This is a genomic window from Thomasclavelia sp. (assembly GCF_017889095.1).
Classification (GTDB): Bacteria; Bacillota_I; Bacilli_A; order Erysipelotrichales; family Coprobacillaceae; genus Thomasclavelia.
In genome coordinates this window covers 1-15,487 of sequence record NZ_JAGHEW010000240.1, presented here as the reverse complement: position 1 = coordinate 15,487, position 15,487 = coordinate 1, and the positions used below count along the sequence as shown (strand labels likewise).

Below are 15,487 nucleotides of genomic sequence, written 5' to 3'. Positions count from 1 at the left end.
GCAATACCAAAATATGAGAGATTTAAAATGAAAAAGTTCAAAATTACACTGTTTTTATCATTTTTCGGAAAATATAAAAGGCTGTATGGCAAAGCGGTTTAAAAAACCGACTTTGTCAACAGCCTGATATAAGCACATAATAGTGCTTATATTAATAACAATGAAACAATTAATGGAATTGTAAAAACACTTACTAAAGTTGTAATAAAAATACTTTTAGCTGCCAGTTCGACATCACCGCCATACTGTTTAGCAAATAAAACAGCACTATTGGCCACTGGCATGGCAATGTTTACCAATGTAATCCCTTGAATCAAAGGATTAGAAATAAAATAAGCAATTACTGGAAAAACAATAATTGGTAAAATCACTTGTTTAACTACAGTAAAATAATATAATCGTAATTCTGTAAATAAATCCTTGAATTTAATATTAGCTAAAGTCGCTCCAATGATCATCATTGCCAGTGGTGTTGTCATATCTCCAACCATTTCAAAACAATTAGCTATAACACTAGGAACGGGTATTTCTAAAAAGTAAATAAATATTGCCACAATAGAAGCTACTACACCTGGTGATAAAATATTTTTCGGATTTAATTTCATCTTTACGTCTTTACCATAGTTCATTAAAATAACCCCAAGCGTAAATACTTCTAAATTAAATAAAATATTAAATAAAGCAGTATAAAAAACTGCATCATTTCCAAATAAAGCTTTCATTATTGGAAATCCCATAAAACCGGTATTTGAAAAAATTGTCATAAACATATAAAGACCCTTTTGATGCATTGGGATTCTCATGATCTTTACCAAAATAAAACTAATTACCGGCAAAGCAATATATACTGCAGTAGCTACCGCTAAAGTATAAATAACCATGCTTTTATCACTGATTGTTGTCGTACATACTGATGAAAAAATTAATGCCGGTGTTGTAATAGCAATAACTATATAATTTAATTTACTATTTAATTCATCATTTAAAATCTTCTTTTTTTGCATAAAATAACCAAGACCAATTATCAAAAATAATTGGATCATTTGGTTAATTACAACCATTATATCCATTTAATTCCCCCAATCTTTTGAATAATTATAACATAAACGATAAATATAAATAAATTTATTACTAAATATGAAACAAAAAAAACAAGTACTAATGCACTTGTTTAAAGTTTATTTTGAAACTTTTCTAATTTTAAATCAATCATTTCGATATTAGCATTTAATTCCTGTAACTGTAACATTAATATTTCTTTTTGTTTTTTTAAAATATCATAACGTTTATCTAGAGTTTGATTACCCTGTTTACATAAATCTACATAGTTACGAATATAAGCTATCGTCATTCCGGTTTTACGCATACACATAATAATTTCTAGCCATTTTAAATCATCTTCATTATAAATTCTTTGATTACTAGAATTCTTTTTAATTGGTGGAAGTAGCCGTTCTTTTTCATAGTATCTTAATGTTGAAGCGTTTAATCCGTATTTTTGACATACCTGTTTAATTGTATACTCCATTTTTTTACTCCTTTATCTCTTCAATCTTTTGTTTAATTTGATTGATCATATAACAACATTCATTTTGTTTAGTTTGCAATAAATCAAAATGAAATAATAAAATTTCTAATAAACTAGCTTCTTTATTTAATAATCCAAGTATTTCATGATCATTATATCCTAAAGTATATAAAGTCTTGATTAAAGAAGTGATTGCCTGATTACGCTCATCAGCTTGATCAATCATTTTGATGATACCTTGTTCTTGTAACTTTTTAAGCAAACTTTGATTTATCATTATCTCCATAATTATTCCTCCTAGTTTAAGGATACTCCTTAAACCTAACTACATGGCAAGACTTTATTGCAATTAAAAGACCAATATTTGAAATATTGGTCTTTTACACATGTGCTTAAAAGTATTTTTATTTTACATAGGAGATAACCATGTGACGATTTTTTCCTTCTCCGTGACTTTCAGTTTTTACATGGTTAAATTTAGCTAATTCCTGATGCATTACTTTTCTTTCATCAGCAGGCATTGGATCTAATTTAATATCAGTTTTAGTACGTTGAACTTGTTTGCCAAATCGTCTTGCCATTGAAGCAACTTTTTTATAACGATCTTCTTTATAACCATTGATATCAATACTAATCTCATAACGCTTTTTATATGTATTGCTGACAGCGTTTTTTACAATAAAATTAATTGCTCTTAAAATAACACCAGCTTTACCAATTAAAATTGAGTTATTACTTGTATTGATATTACAATAAATTCGTCCATTTTGAAGATATGAAACAGTTTCAATTTCAAATCCCATATCACTAATAAAACGACGTATATAAGTTTCAATAAACTCTTGAATCATTGGAATTGTATAACATTCAATGGTTGCCTTTTTTATAAATAAAGTTTTTGTTTCACTAATTACTTCATAATTTAATTCATCAATTGTAACTCCAAGTTCTTGACATGCGTTATTAACAGCATCTTGAACTGTTTTAGCAGTATACTGTTTTTTCAATTTAATCACCTACTTTTTCTTATTTAAGAAATTAGTTGTTGTTGCCTCAACTTCCTTTTGAGCTTTTTCGATATGGAATAATTGAATATATACCGTTCTAACAATACTAATAATGTTAGTTGTGATCCAGTATAATGACATTGCTGCTGGCATTGAAGCTGATAAATAAACAATAAAAATTGTCATTACGTTATTCATTGTATTCATTGACTTCATTTGACTTGAAGGTCGATATTTTGGTGACCGTTTAGCCATCATTTGGTTGATTTGCATTGCAAAGAATTGTGTTCCCGCAACTAATACCAATAAAACAAGATAAGCAATATCAAATTTTAAAATATACTCAATTGGTTTATCACCTAAGTTAATTCCAAAAATAGTTGTGTTATATAAAATTTCAATTCGCTGAACGGCCTGCCACATTGCAAACATAATTGGTAATGTCAAGAATGTTGCAAATGATCCCATCATACTAACATTGTTTTTCTTATATAGATTTTGAATTTCGGCATTTTGTCGTAATTGTGAAGCCTGATCTTTACGACCACGATATTTACGTTGAATTTTCTCTAATTCAGGCTGCAACAATTGCATTTTTTGAGTTGAAACCGTTGATTTAATCATAATTGGTAATGTAATTAAGTTAACGATAATAGTAACCCCGATTACCCCAAAAGCCACATTTCCAACATATTCGTTGATAAATAAGATTCCTTTAGCTAAAGGAATTACAAAAATAAAATCAAACCACCCAGCATCTAATGACCAAGGCGTTGAAGTTGTAATTGCTCTTGACTCAATTAATTTACCACTACTATCAAGGTTTTGAGCACATCCTGTCAAGATAGCAACTAAGAAAACTAAACAAAATACTTTTAGAATTTTTTTAGTCTTGTTATCTAACACCATTTAATTTTCCATCCTTTTTAATATTTTTTTATATAGATATTGTAGCTCATTTAGATTAGAATTAAAATCCAAATCTAAATAAATATTTCGAATAATGACGATGTAATCATAGTTTTTATTAAAATCAATTACTTTTGATGCCATCATTCTTACTTGACGCTTTATTTTATTCCGCACTACTGCTTTACCTAATTTTTTGCTTACTGATATTCCTACTCGGGCATGATCAAGATCGTTCTTACGGTAATAAATAATGAAAGAACGATTAGCTAAACTTTGTTTTTGTTTAATAATGAGACTAAAATCCTCATTTTTTTTAATACGATATTCTTTCTTCATAAAATTTAGAAAAAAAACCCACCGTAAAGTGGATTTTTTTAAGCAGACAATACTTTTCTTCCTCTTTTACGGCGACGTGCAAGTACTTTTCTTCCTCCTACAGTAGCCATTCTAGCTCTAAAACCATGAGTTTTTGATCTTTTTCTTCTATTTGGTTGATATGTTCTTTTCATTAATTACACCTCCATACTTTAATACTTTTATACAAATAACATATGCCCCACCATTTTATATGAAAAACCCCATTAAGTCAATGAAATTAACGAAAAAGTGAGTAGATGTTAACTATTTATTTTTTCTTGCCCACAAAATCACCGTTTAATTCACACATGTTATGCACATGTTCATATTGTTATTTTTAACTACGTGAATAAATGTGAATTTTGTAAAAAATACTGATTATTACAACAACCTAATTGTGACTTTATTATGAACGTATAGTCATAAACGTATAAATAAGCACATATTTCACATTCACATCTTTTTATATGCACAAATAAATTTGTGAATTTTGTGAATATCTGTTATTTTCTTACAAAATGGCTAAAATTATTGTGAATAACTTTGTGAATAGGAAAAAGGCCTCTTTTTTTTCCTTTAAATTTACAATTTATTAACTTATAATGATAGTTGCGGAGGTAAAAAAATGAATGATAATAGTAAAATTTGGCAATTATGTCTAGATACGCTAGAAAAGCATGACCTGCCTGAAAATCGTCAAATCGATAAAATTATCATGGATTCGGTATTACGAATTTCTAAAATTGCATCGATTAGCGATAATAAGGTTGTCATTACTAATCCTTATTCATTTAATGTAGAAACTATTAAAAAATATCAAAAAGATATTGAAGAAATCCTCTCAGGTATGCTTGCTTCTCCAGTTACCGTTGAAATATTAGGAGAAGATGATTTTAAGAAAACTTTAGCTTTACATCAAGATGAAGATTTCAAAGATAATCTTAATAAAACCTTCACTTTTGATAACTTTGTGGTTGGAAGTTCCAATCGAATGGCTCAAAATGCTGCATTACTAGTTTCTAGTAATCCTGGGACTAATTTCAATCCTTTATTTATTTACAGTAACCCAGGACTAGGAAAAACTCACTTACTTAATGCTATTGGTAATTATGCTAAAGAAACCAATCCATCATTAAAAATTCGTTACATTACTAGTAAAGAATTTGTTGATGAAGTCATTGGCGCGATGAAAGGGAAAAATAGTAACGATATCTATTTAAAATATAAACATTTAGATATGTTATTAATTGATGATATCCAGTTTTTATTTAATAAAGAAAAAAGTAGTGAGATCTTTTTCCATATTTTTAATGAACTTATCAATAATAATAAACAAATTGTTATCACTAGTGATAAAATGCCTGAAGAATTACAAGGAATTGAATCTCGGTTAATTAGTCGTTTTAATTCTGGTTTAAGTTTTGGAATTGATCCACCAGAATTTGAAACTGCTCGAGCAATCCTTGAAAAAAAGATTGAAAACTTAGATAATCCATCATTAATTATTCAAGATGATGTTGTTGATTTTATGGCTAATCATTATTGCAAAGATATTCGTAATCTTGAAGGGGCGTTAAAACGACTGTTTTTTTGCAGTATTATGAATCATACTAATAATATTGATATGGCTTTTGCTTTAGTTGCCTTTAAAGATGATAAAGTAGTTCAAAATCCTAAAGCTACTTTAACTAAAGAACTAATCTTAAAAACAACAGCAGAGTTTTATTATCTAACAATCAGCCAATTAATATCTAAAAATAAAACCCGAAAACTAACAACACCTAGAGAAATATGCATGTACTTAATGCGGGAACTGCTTGATGTGACTTTCTCGGAAATTGGTGTGGTATTTAGTAATCGTGATCACTCTACAGTAATGAAAGCATGTGCTAGAGTTGATAGTAAAATTAAGAAAGATCCTGACTATAAATTAGCTATCAACAAGTTAAAGCACAAATTAGGAATAAATTAGACACAATCAAATCACAATTAAAACATTGAAAACATCAGCTTTTTCTACTTTATTCACAAAAGTCACAATCTAATAATATTAGTAGAAATATTTAAAAGAAATATATATAATAAATTTCAAGGAGGCAATTATGAAATTTAAAGTTAATCGTCTTAAATTATTAAATGCATTATCAAAAAATACTAAAGCCGTTTCTGTACGTAGTCCTTTACCAGTACTTACAGGAATTAAATTTGATTTACAATCAGATTGTTTAATCCTTACTGGTAGTGATTCAGACATTACTATTCAAACAAAACTTGAAGGTGATGATCTAATTATTGAAGAAACAGGTGGTGTTGTTTTAAATTCACGTTATATTTTAGAAATCGTTAGAAAAATCGATAGTGATGAAATCAATATTGAAATCATTGATGGAGCTTTAACAAGAATTTCTGGAGCTACTTCTAAATTCGATTTAAATGGTAGCGATATTTTAGATTATCCACGTATTGATTTAACTAAAACCGGAACAAAAGTTTTAATCAATGCGTTTGTATTAAAAGATTTAATTACTCAAACTAAATTTGCTGCTAGCGAAAAAGAACATAAACCAATTTTAACGGGAATCAACTTTAAGGCTAATAATAATCAATTAGAAGCAACCGCTACTGATAGTTATCGTTTAGCTAAAAAAATAACACCTTTAAATGATGAAGTCACTTTTAATATTACGATTCCCCAAAAATCATTAGATGAAATTGCAAAAATCATTGAACGTGATGATTTAATTGAAATCTATGTTTCTGATCGTAAAGTATTATATGTTTTTGACAACAACATTATTCAAACACGATTAATCGATGGTACTTTCCCAGATACTAATCGTTTAATTCCTGAAAGCTTTGATTTTGAATTAGATATTGATACTCATTATTTATTAAATGCGATTGATCGTGTTTCTTTATTAAATAATGAACAAAACAATATTATTAAACTTGATATGTCTGATGAAAAAGTTGTGTTATCATCATATATGCAAGAAATCGGTTCAGTTGAAGAAATTTTAGATCGTTCTTTCTATAAAGGAAATCCATTAAGTATTTCTTTTAGTTCTAAGTATGCAACAGATGCATTAAGATCTTTCAATGAACCTAAAGTTAAAATTTTATTCACTGGTCCAATGAAACCATTTATCATCAAAGAATATGAAAAAGATGATTTAATTCAATTAGTTTTACCAGTAAGAACTTTCTAAGCTACAGTTTGTAGCTTTTTCTTTTTTTTCATAGTTTTTTACTGGTTAGTTTATGTATATGCCGATAAATTTTAAATATGAGCAATTTTTTTTAAAAACCATAATTTATTAACTAATAAAATAACATCGTTTATATGCTTATTTTTTTGCTTTTTTATAGGATTTATGTTATAATGCGTATATATTTATGAAAAAGAGGGATGTCATGAAAACAATTCAAATAAAAAATGAATACATAACTTTAGGACAATTTTTAAAATACACAAATTGTGTATCAAGCGGTGCTGAAGCTAAAGCAGTGATTCAAGGTGGTTTAGTTTTAGTAAACGGAGAAGTTGAAACCCGTCGTGGAAAAAAACTACGTACTAATGATCAAATTGAGTATAATGGTGCTAGTTTTGTGATTGGATAATGAAAATTAATTCATTAAGTTTAGATACGTTTAGAAATTATGATCATTTTTTTATTGAGTTTGATCATGATATAAATATTTTAATTGGAAGTAATGGTCAGGGTAAGACTAATTTAATTGAAGCTATTTATTTACTTTCGGTAGGAAAGTCTTTTAAAAGTCATATCAATAAACAAATGATTATGTTTAATAATGATTTTGCTAAGGTAAAAGGAGAAGTCATTACCAATAATAAACTTAGACGATTAGAGATTATTTTAGGAACTGATTTTAAAAAAGCTAAAATTGATGATCAGGATATTTATAAAATAAGTGAATATGTTGGTTTATTAAATGTGGTTGTGTTTGTTCCTGATGATTTATATTTAATTAAGGGCAGTCCGAGAAATCGGCGCCATTTTATTGATTTAGAACTTTCTAAGATTTCTCCAATTTATGTGTTTAATTTAAGTAAGTATACGAGTTTATTAAAAGAGAGAAATAAGTACTTAAAATTATTGAATCAAAAAAGAAAAACTAGTGATGAGTATTTAGAAGTTTTAGATGAACAGTTAGCCAAGATCCAGGTTGATTTAATTAAACGGAGAACTGAATTTATTAACCGTCTGGATCAAAAAGTTGCTTTGATTTATCAGCTTATTTCTAAACAAAAAAAGGAACAAGTAAAATTAAGATATGCTTGTTTTGTAAAAAAAGAACTTACTTATCAACATATTTTAGAACTTTATCAAAAAAATCATCAGCGTGATATTGATTATATGCAAACACACATTGGAATTCATAAAGATGATTTAAAGGTTTATTTAAATGATCGTGAAGCTTATCAGTTTGCTTCGCAAGGGCAGCAAAGAACAATTATTTTAAGTTTAAAAATAGCTCTAATCGAGTTAATTAAAGAAGAAATTGGCGAGTATCCTGTTTTATTATTAGATGATGTTTTATCAGAATTAGATGAAACAAGAAAAAATATGTTATTAGATATTTTGAATCAAAAAATTCAAACTTTTATTACAACGACATCAATCGATGGAATACACCATCAGATTATTGAAAAAGCAAAGAAAATCTATATTGCAGGTGGCAAGGAGGCTACATAATGGCAGAAGAAAAAGTACAACATAGTTATGATGAATCAGATATTCAGGTATTAGAAGGTCTTGAAGCGGTTCGTAAAAGACCGGGGATGTATATTGGGACAACTTCAATTAGAGGATTGCATCATTTAGTTTGGGAAATTGTTGATAACTCAATTGATGAGGCATTAGCTGGATATGCTAGTCATATTCGAGTTATTTTAAAAGATGATGATGTTGTTCAGGTTATTGATGATGGTCGTGGTATGCCAACAGGAACTCACGCTAAAACAGGAATTTCAACAGTAGAAACTATTTTTACGGTATTACATGCCGGCGGAAAATTCGGTGGTGGCGGATACAAGGTTTCTGGCGGTCTTCATGGTGTTGGGGCTTCGGTTGTTAATGCCTTATCAGTGTGGTTAGAAGTTAAAGTATATCGTGATGGTCATATTTATTTCCAACGTTTTGAAAATGGGGGAACACCATTAGAATCTTTAAAAATAATTGGTGATAGTGATACTACGGGTACTGAGGTTACTTTTAAAGCTGATCCGGAAATCTTTAAAGAAGGTACTGTCTATGATTATGATATTTTAAGACAGCGAATTCGTGAATTGGCATTTTTAAATAAAGGTTTAAAACTTTCATTAGAAGATACTCGTAATGGTGCTAATCGTAAACATGTTTATCATTATGAAGGTGGAATTAAAGAATATGTTGCTTATATTAATAAGAATAAAACACCAATTCATGATGAAATTATTTATGTTGAAGATATGCAACAGGATATCGCGATTGAAGTAGGAATGCAATATAATGATGGATATCAATCAAATATCTATTCTTTCTGTAATAATATTAATACTCACGAAGGGGGAACTCATGAAGAAGGTTTCCGTCTAGCCTTAACAAGAGTAATTAATAACTACGCTAAAAATAATGGCTTATTAAAAAAAGATGATGAAGCTCTGTCTGGTGAAGATGTTCGTGAAGGATTAACAGCTATCATTTCAGTAAAACATCCTGATCCTCAATATGAAGGGCAAACAAAAACAAAACTAGGAAATGCAGAAGTTAGAAAAATTGCAAGTAATATCATTTCTAGTTCATTAGATAAATTTTTATTAGAAAATCCAGATACAGCTAGAACAATTGTCGATAAAGCGATTGTTGCTTCAAGAGCGCGAATGGCTGCTAAAAAAGCGCGCGAAATGACAAGAAGAAAAAATGCTTTAGAAGTTTCTAATTTACCTGGTAAATTAGCTGATTGTTCTAGTAAGGATGCCAGTGAATGCGAAATCTTTATTGTCGAAGGGGATTCCGCTGGTGGTAGTGCCAAAATGGGACGTGATCGAAAAACTCAGGCTATCTTACCGTTAAGAGGTAAAATTTTAAATGGTGAAAAATCAAGACTAGAAAAGATTCTTGGTAACGCCGAAATTCGTTCAATGATCACTGCTTTTGGTACGGGAATTGGTGAAGAATTTAATCTTGATAAACTAAGATATCATAAGATCGTTATCATGACCGATGCTGATGTTGATGGGGGTCATATTCGTATCTTAATGCTTACATTCTTATATCGTTATTTAAAACCGTTAATTGAAAATGGGTTTGTCTATGCTGCTCAGCCACCTTTATATTTATTAAAACAAGGCAAAGAAGAACATTATTGTTATAGTGATGAAGAATTAGATGATTTAAGAACTAAGATTGGTCCAGGAGCTAAATATACAATTCAACGTTATAAAGGTTTAGGAGAAATGAATGCGGATCAATTATGGGAAACTACGATGGATCCTAAACGTCGGATTTTAAATCAAATTGATTTAGATGAAGCGATGGAAGCCGATATGATCTTTGATATGTTAATGGGTGAAAAAGTTGAACCACGTCGTGAATTTATCCAGGAAAATGCCAAATATGTAACTGATTTAGATATTTAATAAAGGAGAAAAGTGATGGAAGAAAGAGGAATAAGAAAAGTAAAATTGACATCAGAAATGAAAAACTCTTTTATGCAATATGCAATGTCAGTTATTGTTGCGCGTGCATTACCTGATGTTCGTGATGGGTTAAAACCTGTTCAACGAAGAATTATTTATGGAATGAGTGATTTAGGCTGCTTGCCTGGATCACCATATAAAAAGTCAGCTCGTATCGTTGGGGAAGTAATGGGGAAATATCATCCTCATGGTGACTCATCAATCTATGAAGCATTAGTTAGAATGGCTCAGGACTTTTCATATCGTTATATGTTAGTTGATGGTCATGGAAACTTTGGTTCTATTGATGGTGATGGTGCAGCGGCCCAGCGTTATACCGAAGCGAGAATGTCAAGAATTTCTAGCGAATTAGTTAGAGATATAAAAGAAGATACAATTGATTTTGTACCTAATTATGATGGTGAAGAAAAAGAACCATCTGTTTTACCAGCAAGAATACCTAATTTATTGATCAATGGTTCTACTGGTATTGCGGTTGGGATGGCAACCAATATCCCACCTCATAATTTAAGTGAGGTTATTGATGCGATTTTAGCAGTAGCTAAAGATCCAGATATTACAATCATGGAATTGATGGAAAATTATATCCAGGGACCGGATTTTCCTACTGGTGGTTATATTTTAGGAAAAAGTGCAATCAAAAAAGCTTATGAAACTGGTAATGGTTTAATTATCATGCGTTCTAAAACAGAAATTGAAGAACATGGTAATAAAAAATCAATTATCGTAACTGAAATACCATATATGGTTAATAAAGCGAGAATGATTGAAAAGATTTCTCAGCTAGTTAAAGAAAAGAAAATCGAAGGAATTACTGATTTACGTGATGAATCAAATCGCGAGGGGATTCGGGTCGTAATTGAATTACGGCGTGATGTTCAGCCTGAAGTAATTTTAAATCAATTATATAAATTAACTTCATTACAGACAACTTTTGGAGCCAACTGTATCGCTTTAGTTAATAATGAACCGAAAACTCTTAATCTAAAAGAAATGATTACTTTATACTTAGAGCATCAAGAAGAAGTAATTCGTCGTCGAACTAAATATCGATTAGGTAAAGCTGAAGATCGAGCTCATATTTTAGAAGGTCTAAAAAGAGCATTGGATCAAATTGATGCTATTATTGAATTAATTCGTTCTAGTCGTACTACTGAAATCATTCAAACAAGATTGATGGAAGAATTCAATATGTCTGATAAACAAGCTAAGGCCATTAGAGAAATGCAATTACAACGTTTAGCTGGTTTGGAAAGACAAAAGATTGAAGATGAATTAAATAAATTATTAGAAATTATTGCTGATTTAAAAGATATTTTAGAAAACAGAGAACGTTTATTATCAATTATTAATGATGAATTAATGGAAATTAAAAATAAATATGGTGATAAACGACGTACTGAAATCATCCAGGGAACTTTCGATTTAGAAGATGAAGATTTAATTCCAGTTGAAGATGTCATTATTTCACTTACTAATAATGGTTATGTAAAAAGAATGCCAGTAGATACCTACAAAGCACAAAATCGTGGTGGGCGAGGAATTAAAGGTATGTCTACTAACAATGATGATATTGTTAGTTCATTGATTAATATGTCTACTCATGATGATTTATTATTCTTTACAAACTTTGGTAAAGTTTATCGAATTAAAGGTTATAATGTTCCAGAATTTGGACGCTCTGCCAAAGGCTTACCAGTAGTTAATTTATTGAATTTAGATAAAGAAGAACAAGTTAAATCAATGATCAATATAAATCGTGATCAGTTTGAAAAATCTGATGATTATTATTTAGTATTTGTAACTAAAAATGGTCTAGTTAAACGTGTTCATATCAACGAATTCCAAAGAATTCGTCAATCGGGAAAGATTGCAATCAGTTTAAAAGACGATGATCAATTAGTTCAAGTAAAATTAACTGATGGTAATAATGAAATTTTAATTGCTGCTTCTAATGGTAAATTAGTACGTTTCCAAGAAACAACAGTTCGTCCAATGGGAAGAACTGCCAGCGGTGTTAAAGGAATTAATGTTGATGGTAGTGAAGTCATTGGTATGACTACAAACAACGAAGGTCAATATATTTTAGTTGTTACAAAGCATGGTTATGGAAAAATGTCACCGTTAGATGAATATCGTTTATCAAATCGTGGTGGTAAAGGTGTTAAGACAATTAATGCTACTGCTCGAAATGGTCAAATCGTTGCTTTACGAGCAGTCAATGGAAACGAAGATCTATTGATCATGACTGATGATGGAATTATGATTCGTTTACCAATGGAACAAGTAAAAACTGCTGGAAGAGCTACTCAGGGAGTTCGTTTGATCAAAGTTAGTGAAGGTCATCAAGTATCAACTGTTGAAGTTGTCGAAAAAGCAACAGAAACTGATGATGAAACAGAAGAATAGTGGATAAAAGGATGTTTTAATGACATCCTTTTAGTTAGCTGTTATAAAGGAGAAACTTTATGCAAAATCATTTAATTTTTTTAAAAAAAGTAATTATTATATTAATACTTATCCCTAGTTTGCTTTGTGGCTGTTCTAGCGAAAATACATCATCAACAACTGATGTTAATACTAAAGAAACTATTAGTGAACCTAAAATTATCGAAGAAAACTGGGAAGATTATTTTGATGGTATTAACGGTACTGCTGTTATTTATGATCCAGCTAATAACAATTATCAAATTTATAATCAAGAAATGGCAGTTACAAAACGTTCACCATGTTCTACTTTTAAGATTATTTCTTCATTAATTGCTTTAGAAAATAAAATTATTACTCCCGAAAATTCACTTCGAAAATGGAGTGGAGAAATCTTTTGGAATGATAGTTGGAATCAAGATATTGATTTTAAAGAAGCATTTCAAACCTCTTGTGTCTGGTATTATCGTCAAATTATTGATGAAATTGGAAAAGAGGTAATGCAAAAAGAACTGAATAAATTAGATTATGGAAACTGTGATATTTCCGATTGGCATGGAACTTTAAATAACAACAATAACAATCGATCATTAACTGGTTTTTGGATTGAATCTTCTTTAAAAATATCTCCCCAAGAACAAGTAGAAGTCCTCGAACGTATTTTTGGACAAGATAGCCAATATTCTAAAAAGACCCAGGAAAATTTAAAAGAAGTAATGCTTGTAGCCAATCAAACTAATATATATGGAAAAACGGGACTAGGAAAATCTCATGGTGTAGTTGTTGATGCCTGGTTTACAGGGTTTGCGGAAAAAAGAGAGGAAAATAAATATTTTTGTGTCTATTTAGGTAAAACAGAAGATAAAGATGTATCTAGCACTAAAGCTAAAGATATTGCCCTGGAAATAATTTCAAATTTGTAATCCATTAAAGGCTAATAGAAGCAATTGTAGAAGATATCAATATAGAAAAGGTAATATTTTAGAAATATGTTATAACATAAAAAATGAATTATAATAGGTGATGGTTATAAGATCTTGTAAAATATTTTTATGAAGTTATTGTTTCTAATAATTTGCTTGATGAAATTTTTCAATATGTATCAGTAAATTGTATTCAAAGAATTGGAAATAAAGAAACAGTTATTGGTATTGCAGGAATGAAACAACATCTTTTTGCTTAAAAAAAACCTATCCTGACTAATTCACCAATATGAAGTAGGGGATTATGTTATTTCAAAATTTATTATGCGAGGAACTCATCAAGGTGAGTTTTTAAAAATAACACCTACCAATAAAGTTTTAGAAATTAATGGTATAAATATTGATAAAGTTATAGCTGGAAAAATAGTTGAACATAGTGGTGCAGCAAATACTTTTGAAACTTTTCTTGAAAATCATTTGATTAGACCAGTATAAAAAGATATTTTAAGGAGAAGTAAAAATGAGCGTATTTGATAAAGTAAAAAAAGAAAAAAGGGTTATTACAGGCAATGATATTGGGATAATATGTTCTGGAGTTGGGATTGTTTTTAGTATAATTCTTATTGGGTTGAATATTATTGATCATGAAGGCTTAGAAATAGGTATTGTTTTACTTTGTGCTTGTACGATTAATCTAATTGTCAATCTCCAATCTAAAAAGAATATAAAATAGAATAAAGGTAACAAATAATGCAAATAAAAGAATTAAATAAAAAAGATTTTAAAAAAGTTATCCAGTATGCCATTAAAGGAATGCATTTTGATGAATACACAAAAAGTAAATTTATTTTAAAGGCTTATGGAAGATATTTTTGGTATTTGGAATATACTAATGCCTCACAGGTTATTGCTGCTTATGATCAAGATGTACTTTTAGGAGTACTTATTGTAGACATGAAAGATGAACCAAAACCTTATAAATCATTTTTAAAAGGATTATATATTAAGATCATCGATATCATTCAAAATTTATTTTTTGATAGTGGCGTAGCGCCATATAATCAAGCCAACAGAGAAATGTTTGCTAGCTATACAAAACATTACAAGCCTGATGGTGAAATTCGTTTTTTAGCTGCTGATCCTGATAGTTCAATAAAAGGAATAGGTACATATCTTTTAAATGAACTTTCAATAAGAGAAGCTGGTAAAGAAATTTATTTGTTTACTGATACCAATTGCACATATCAATTTTATGAGCGTAGAGGTTTCCAGCGAGTAGGGGAAAAAGAAATTGTCCTTGAACTTTCAGGTGATGTTAATTTAAAGTGTTTACTTTATCGAAAAAAATTGTAACACTTATGTATATTGACAACTAAAATGACATAAACTATAATGAAATTATAAAAGGAACAACCGATAAGCGGTTATGCCTTGGGTTTATTTTTGGTAATAACTACCTCAAGTCTTCCAAAATATGTGAGGTAGTTATTTTTGTTTTCCTTAATAATTTCAAGGAGCAGTTTTACAATGATTGATAGAATTCCAATCATCAAAGACAGAATTTCAAAATCGCTCATGTTCACCACCTCCATCTCCATAAATTTCTCTTTCGAGATATCTATATCAACAG

The 15,487-nt window shown here is 29.4% G+C and carries 18 protein-coding genes; 10 read left to right on the top strand and 8 right to left on the bottom strand.

The window, feature by feature from the left end; genetic code table 11:
* Positions 1–146: 146 nt before the first annotated feature.
* The 7 genes from J7M77_RS10495 to rpmH form a co-directional block, all read right to left on the bottom strand.
* Positions 147–1,070 carry an AEC family transporter gene (locus tag J7M77_RS10495; protein ID WP_296878298.1) on the bottom strand — a complete coding sequence of 308 codons (924 nt, stop codon included), beginning with the start codon at positions 1,068–1,070 and terminating at the stop codon, positions 147–149.
* Between the two features lie 101 nt (positions 1,071–1,171).
* On the bottom strand, positions 1,172–1,528 hold the full coding sequence (locus J7M77_RS10490) for a MerR family transcriptional regulator (protein ID WP_296878296.1): 357 nt from the start codon (positions 1,526–1,528) through the stop codon (positions 1,172–1,174).
* A 4-nt stretch (positions 1,529–1,532) separates the two neighbouring features.
* Positions 1,533–1,814, bottom strand: a complete 282-nt coding sequence (locus J7M77_RS10485) for a hypothetical protein (RefSeq protein ID WP_296878294.1) — start codon at positions 1,812–1,814, stop codon at positions 1,533–1,535.
* Between the two features lie 118 nt (positions 1,815–1,932).
* Positions 1,933–2,535, bottom strand: a complete 603-nt coding sequence (jag, locus tag J7M77_RS10480; RefSeq protein ID WP_367236986.1) for an RNA-binding cell elongation regulator Jag/EloR — start codon at positions 2,533–2,535, stop codon at positions 1,933–1,935.
* Positions 2,536–2,544: 9 nt separating this feature from the next.
* Positions 2,545–3,444: a YidC/Oxa1 family membrane protein insertase gene (locus tag J7M77_RS10475; protein WP_296878290.1), complete on the bottom strand. Its 900-nt coding sequence runs from the start codon at positions 3,442–3,444 to the stop codon at positions 2,545–2,547.
* Positions 3,445–3,783: a ribonuclease P protein component gene (rnpA, locus tag J7M77_RS10470; RefSeq protein ID WP_296878287.1), complete on the bottom strand. Its 339-nt coding sequence runs from the start codon at positions 3,781–3,783 to the stop codon at positions 3,445–3,447.
* 38 nt (positions 3,784–3,821) lie between these two features.
* Positions 3,822–3,956, bottom strand: a complete 135-nt coding sequence (gene rpmH / locus J7M77_RS10465; protein ID WP_296878285.1) for a 50S ribosomal protein L34 — start codon at positions 3,954–3,956, stop codon at positions 3,822–3,824.
* A 473-nt stretch (positions 3,957–4,429) separates the two neighbouring features.
* Between rpmH and dnaA the strand changes: the two genes are divergently transcribed.
* From dnaA to J7M77_RS10415, 10 genes are all read left to right on the top strand, one after another.
* Positions 4,430–5,776, top strand: coding sequence for a chromosomal replication initiator protein DnaA (dnaA, locus tag J7M77_RS10460; protein ID WP_296878283.1), 1,347 nt, complete (start codon positions 4,430–4,432; stop codon positions 5,774–5,776).
* 130 nt (positions 5,777–5,906) lie between these two features.
* Complete coding sequence (gene dnaN / locus J7M77_RS10455) at positions 5,907–7,013, top strand: DNA polymerase III subunit beta (protein ID WP_296878281.1); 1,107 nt, start codon at positions 5,907–5,909, stop codon at positions 7,011–7,013.
* A 205-nt stretch (positions 7,014–7,218) separates the two neighbouring features.
* Entirely contained in the window at positions 7,219–7,425 is a 207-nt protein-coding gene (yaaA, locus tag J7M77_RS10450; protein ID WP_296878279.1) for a S4 domain-containing protein YaaA, read from the top strand.
* Positions 7,425–8,522, top strand: a complete 1,098-nt coding sequence (gene recF, locus J7M77_RS10445) for a DNA replication/repair protein RecF (protein WP_296878277.1) — start codon at positions 7,425–7,427, stop codon at positions 8,520–8,522. The genes yaaA and recF overlap by 1 nt, the downstream gene beginning before the upstream one ends.
* Positions 8,522–10,447: a DNA topoisomerase (ATP-hydrolyzing) subunit B gene (gene gyrB, locus J7M77_RS10440; protein ID WP_296878275.1), complete on the top strand. Its 1,926-nt coding sequence runs from the start codon at positions 8,522–8,524 to the stop codon at positions 10,445–10,447. Before recF ends, gyrB begins: the two co-directional genes overlap by 1 nt.
* A gap of 15 nt (positions 10,448–10,462) precedes the next feature.
* Entirely contained in the window at positions 10,463–12,916 is a 2,454-nt protein-coding gene (gene gyrA, locus J7M77_RS10435) for a DNA gyrase subunit A (RefSeq protein ID WP_296878273.1), read from the top strand.
* A 59-nt stretch (positions 12,917–12,975) separates the two neighbouring features.
* Complete coding sequence (locus J7M77_RS10430; RefSeq protein WP_296878270.1) at positions 12,976–13,857, top strand: penicillin-binding transpeptidase domain-containing protein; 882 nt, start codon at positions 12,976–12,978, stop codon at positions 13,855–13,857.
* A gap of 324 nt (positions 13,858–14,181) precedes the next feature.
* Positions 14,182–14,352: an ester cyclase gene (locus J7M77_RS10425; RefSeq protein ID WP_296878268.1), complete on the top strand. Its 171-nt coding sequence runs from the start codon at positions 14,182–14,184 to the stop codon at positions 14,350–14,352.
* A gap of 25 nt (positions 14,353–14,377) precedes the next feature.
* Positions 14,378–14,590, top strand: a complete 213-nt coding sequence (locus J7M77_RS10420) for a hypothetical protein (protein WP_296878266.1) — start codon at positions 14,378–14,380, stop codon at positions 14,588–14,590.
* A 17-nt stretch (positions 14,591–14,607) separates the two neighbouring features.
* Positions 14,608–15,210, top strand: coding sequence for a GNAT family N-acetyltransferase (locus J7M77_RS10415; RefSeq protein WP_296878264.1), 603 nt, complete (start codon positions 14,608–14,610; stop codon positions 15,208–15,210).
* Between the two features lie 71 nt (positions 15,211–15,281).
* On the opposite strand, the gene J7M77_RS10410 is transcribed toward J7M77_RS10415, so the two are convergent.
* Positions 15,282–15,487 (bottom strand): hypothetical protein (locus J7M77_RS10410; protein ID WP_296878262.1); only part of this gene is annotated, 206 nt, incomplete at its 5' end.

What these genes read in the sequence shown, in the direction of transcription:
- recF (WP_296878277.1), top strand. Translation starts at nt 7,425, where the DNA reads ATGAAAATTAATTCATTAAGTTTAGATACGTTTAGAAATTATGATCAT.
- J7M77_RS10430 (WP_296878270.1), top strand. Translation starts at nt 12,976, where the DNA reads ATGCAAAATCATTTAATTTTTTTAAAAAAAGTAATTATTATATTAATA.
- J7M77_RS10425 (WP_296878268.1), top strand. Translation starts at nt 14,182, where the DNA reads ATGCGAGGAACTCATCAAGGTGAGTTTTTAAAAATAACACCTACCAAT.
- J7M77_RS10495 (WP_296878298.1), bottom strand. Translation starts at nt 1,070, where the DNA reads ATGGATATAATGGTTGTAATTAACCAAATGATCCAATTATTTTTGATA.
- J7M77_RS10490 (WP_296878296.1), bottom strand. Translation starts at nt 1,528, where the DNA reads ATGGAGTATACAATTAAACAGGTATGTCAAAAATACGGATTAAACGCT.
- rnpA (WP_296878287.1), bottom strand. Translation starts at nt 3,783, where the DNA reads ATGAAGAAAGAATATCGTATTAAAAAAAATGAGGATTTTAGTCTCATT.
- gyrA (WP_296878273.1), top strand. Translation starts at nt 10,463, where the DNA reads ATGGAAGAAAGAGGAATAAGAAAAGTAAAATTGACATCAGAAATGAAA.
- J7M77_RS10475 (WP_296878290.1), bottom strand. Translation starts at nt 3,444, where the DNA reads ATGGTGTTAGATAACAAGACTAAAAAAATTCTAAAAGTATTTTGTTTA.
- dnaA (WP_296878283.1), top strand. Translation starts at nt 4,430, where the DNA reads ATGAATGATAATAGTAAAATTTGGCAATTATGTCTAGATACGCTAGAA.
- J7M77_RS10415 (WP_296878264.1), top strand. Translation starts at nt 14,608, where the DNA reads ATGCAAATAAAAGAATTAAATAAAAAAGATTTTAAAAAAGTTATCCAG.
- dnaN (WP_296878281.1), top strand. Translation starts at nt 5,907, where the DNA reads ATGAAATTTAAAGTTAATCGTCTTAAATTATTAAATGCATTATCAAAA.
- rpmH (WP_296878285.1), bottom strand. Translation starts at nt 3,956, where the DNA reads ATGAAAAGAACATATCAACCAAATAGAAGAAAAAGATCAAAAACTCAT.
- gyrB (WP_296878275.1), top strand. Translation starts at nt 8,522, where the DNA reads ATGGCAGAAGAAAAAGTACAACATAGTTATGATGAATCAGATATTCAG.
- yaaA (WP_296878279.1), top strand. Translation starts at nt 7,219, where the DNA reads ATGAAAACAATTCAAATAAAAAATGAATACATAACTTTAGGACAATTT.
- J7M77_RS10485 (WP_296878294.1), bottom strand. Translation starts at nt 1,814, where the DNA reads ATGGAGATAATGATAAATCAAAGTTTGCTTAAAAAGTTACAAGAACAA.
- J7M77_RS10420 (WP_296878266.1), top strand. Translation starts at nt 14,378, where the DNA reads ATGAGCGTATTTGATAAAGTAAAAAAAGAAAAAAGGGTTATTACAGGC.